The sequence below is a fragment of the uncultured Chryseobacterium sp. genome (assembly GCF_913776365.1).
GTDB lineage: Bacteria > Bacteroidota > Bacteroidia > Flavobacteriales > Weeksellaceae > Chryseobacterium.
On the sequence record NZ_CAJYMO010000300.1, the window covers coordinates 1 to 4,170 of the forward strand.

Sequence of the window (4,170 nt, forward strand, 5' to 3'; positions counted from 1 at the left end):
GTGCTGCGGCGTTTTTTCTTTTGTTCGAAGTCATGAATGCCCAAAAAACAGGGAATACGAAACCTGCCAGTGACTCTGCCAAGACTAAAGTTCTGGAAGAAGTCGTGGTAGTAGGCTATGGAACGCAAAAAAGGAAAGATATTACCGGATCTGTAGCTTCTGTCCCAAAAGATCGGTTTCAAAATTTGCCCATAACCAATATTACCCAAGCGATGCAGGGTACTACAGCAGGGCTTAGCATTGCAATAGGATCTTCGGTTCCCGGGAGTACAGGATCTTTCCAAGTTCGAGGACTCAATTCTATAACGGCAAGTAAAACACCACTTATTGTGATGGATGGTTCCATATTTTATGGCTCGTACAACGATATTAACCCCCGGGATGTAGAATCCATACAGGTCTTGAAAGATGCTTCTGCCGCAGCCATCTACGGAACCTCAGGGACAAACGGTATTATTTTGGTTACGACCAAAAGAGGAAAAACCGGAAAACCGTCTATCAGCTACAGTGTATCCAGTTCAATCGATGATATAGCCCATAAACTGAAACCGATGGGGCCTGACGCCTACGTACAGAAGTATGCAGATTATATCCGTGAGCGGGGTTTAACACAAACACAAGTGCTGCCCAACCAGAGTGAAATCGATAATTATAATAAAGGAATTACAACAGATTGGCTGAAGACCGTTACCCAGCCCGGAAGCACGAACGAACATAATTTGAATATTTCTGGAGGAACGGAAAATGTGAAATATTACGTGTCCGGAGGATATCTTGATCAGGACGGAGTAGTAAAGGGATATCAGTATCAGCGGTTCAGCTTCAGAACCAATTTGGATATTACAATAAACAAATGGCTGAAAACAGGAACTAATGTTTTCTTTGTTAACAACAACTATAGTGGCGGAAGAGCCAATCTGCTTTATGCTACCGCCATGAGTCCGTATTCCGTACCATATAATGCTGATGGAAGTTATAATATTTTCCCGATGAGTCCGGAGTTGCTGTATACCAATCCTTTGTTAGGTCTTGCAACAGAACGTAAGTCCGTAGCCAAAAACTTTTCCGGAAATGCATATATGGAAATCAATCCGGGGATTAAAGGGTTAAGCTACAAAATGATTGCCACCTATGCTCTTAATACCAATGCTACCGGTAGTTATACGGGAAGAAAAGCAAACGATAATGTTGGAACTGCAACGAAATATGATAACCAATATGATGACTGGAATTTGGAAAATATCCTGACCTATAACCGGGAATTCGGAAAACATCATGTGGATGCAACTTTATTGTATGGTGTCTATGAAAAGAAATTCAATGACACGTGGGCTCAGGGAATAGGATTCTTTACGGATGATTATTCGTACAATAATATCGGAGCTGCCACATCAAAAAATGCATCCTCTTCTGCTTCGAGAAAATCACAGCTTTCCCAAATGGGCAGAATCAATTACTCTTATGACGGCAGGTATTCATTAAGTTTTACCACCCGTAGGGATGGTGCTTCCCCATTTGGTGCAAACACAAGCAAATATGCGGTATTTCCGGCAATGGCTTTGGGATGGAATATTAATAATGAAAGTTTCCTCAAAAACTCTAACTGGATTGAACAGTTGAAACTGAGATTCTCTTTAGGAGAAACCGGTAATCCTGGTATTGACTCTTATGGAACATTAACTCTTTTAGGAACATCCCTTTATCCGTTCAGTGGTAGTGTTCTTACCGGAACTTATCTGGGAGGCATCGGGAATGCCAATCTGAAATGGGAAACCACTAGAACCATGAACATCGGTTTGGATTTTAGTTTCCTAAACCACCGAGTCAGTGGTTCCGTAGATCTATACCAGAGTAAAACAAGAGATTTGCTATTGCAAAGAAACATTCCTAACATTACCGGGACCAGTAGCATTATTGACAACATCGGAAAGCTGGAGAATAAAGGTATAGATGTTTCCTTGAACACGGTAAACATCAAAACAGAAAACTTCAAATGGGAAACCGGTATTGTCTTCTCAGCATACAAGAACAAGATTACAGAACTGTACGGAGATGGCAAAGATGATATTGCCAACGGATGGTTTATCGGGCAATCTTTAGGAGCGGCTTATACCTATAAGATGGTCGGTATATGGCAGCAAGGGGAAGATCCTTCCAAATGGGATCCTACTGCAAAACCGGGAGATATTAAATTTGCAGACACGAACGGTGACGGAAAGATAACAGCTGAAGATAGGGTTATTCAGGGGAAAACTTTACCAGATTGGACAGGAGGACTTACTAATACGTTCACCTATAAAAATGTTTCGTTAAGTATTTTTATCCAGACGGTTCAGGGACTTCTTAGAGGAAATAATGACATTAGTTACGGCGACGAAATCGGAAGGAGAAATACTCCTCAGCAAGTAGGCTACTGGACTCCTGAAAATCAAAGTAATGATTGGCCTTCACTAGTCTATAACAATACAAGAGGATATTGGTTTCCAAGAGATGCAAGTTACATAAGGCTTAAAGACATAAGATTAAGCTACAACTTCCCGGCTTCTCTGTTAGAGAAAACAAAGATCCAGAACCTGGTGATCTATGTTGCCGGAAGAAATCTGTATACCTGGACCAAGTGGATTGGCTGGGATCCTGAAAGCAATCAGTCTCCGAGGGGATCAGGAGATTTTAATAATAACTACCCTTTAGCACGTAATTTTGCAATAGGATTAAACATAACATTATAAACGATAATTATGAAAAAAATAATAAAATCAACATTTATCCTGATGCTACCGCTTTTCATTGCGAGTTCGTGTAGCGATTCTTTTTTGGACGAAAATCCGCCATCTGCCATTAGTGCTGACAAAATGGATAATAAGCTTACATTACAAGCTGCCGTTATTGGGCTCTACCAGAACTTAAGCAACTACTATACACAGAGTGATTGGCAAGGTTGGGTATCTGTATGGCAGGTAGGTACTGATATTGTATGGCCGCAGGAGATACAGGGAGTAGAAATCCCTTATTATAATTATTCTTTGCTTACCTCTACAGACGCGGCGGCGGCTAGGCTTTGGGCGCATAACTACAATATCATCAGAAATGCCAATGCTATTATTTACAATATTGATAATACTCCTATTTCTGATATGACTGATGAAGAAAAGAGAGTATACTCCGCAGAAGCTAAATTTTTCAGAGCCTATGCTTACAATAGTTTGGTGACGTTTTATGGAGCAGTTCCTTTAATTACTCAACCTATCATAACACCCAGATATGATTTTGTTAGAACTCCGCTTGATCAGGTTAATGCACAGATTAAGACAGACCTTTTATATGGTGTCAGCAATTTAAGGGATGTTGACGGGAAAATTAATAGTCAATCTGTTCCGGAACAACGTATAACAAAAGATGTAGCCAGGCAGTTATTGGCGAAAGTATATTTAAGAACCAATGAGCCGGCTTTGGCAGAAGCACAATGCGATGCCATTATCAACAGTGGAAAATACTCTTTGATCAATGCAAGATATGGTGTGAAGGCAAGCAACCCGGGAGATTATTTCTCTGACATGTTCTTCAAAGGAAACCAGCGCAGGTCTCAGGGGAATAAAGAAGCCATCTGGGTATTGGAGAATGAAAACCCGAGCATTGTTGTGAACGGAAGCAGTGGAAGTCCTCAGCAGCGTCGTGTATGGGGTGGTGGTTATCATAATATCAATGGGATGGTTCCTGCAGACACACTGGGAGGAAGAGGGCTTTCCAGAATCCGCCTCAATAACTGGGTATTGTACAAGCTATATTCCCAAGGCGATATGAGAAACTCCAAATATACCATCCACAGACAGCATTATTTTAACAATCCTGCTTCAAAATACAATTCCATTAAGGGGCTTCCGGTTCCTTACGGACAAAATGCACAATACACCTTGTCAGACGGAACCACTGTCAATATAGCCAAATCTGATACGCTTGCTAAAATCAATCCATACACCTTAAAGTGGGGTGCTTATGATCCTAATGACGTATTCGGTTTCGGAATGTGGAAAGATTTTATTATCATGAGGTTAGGCGAAACCTATCTGCTGAAAGCCGAAGCCCAGGTAAAACAGGGAAATACCTCAGGAGCGGCGGCATCCATCAACGTACTGCGTACCCGGGCACAGGCCCCTCAGGTATCTGCTTCCC

At 41.4% G+C, this 4,170-nt stretch carries 2 protein-coding genes; both read left to right on the top strand.

Annotated features, from left to right (window positions below):
- Positions 1–2,729: TonB-dependent receptor (locus QZ735_RS15560; protein WP_294250220.1), on the top strand; the 2,729-nt coding region annotated here is incomplete at its 5' end.
- Positions 2,730–2,738: 9 nt separating this feature from the next.
- Positions 2,739–4,170, top strand: a 1,432-nt coding sequence (locus QZ735_RS15565) for a RagB/SusD family nutrient uptake outer membrane protein (protein WP_294250223.1), incomplete at its 3' end; no start/stop codon positions are given.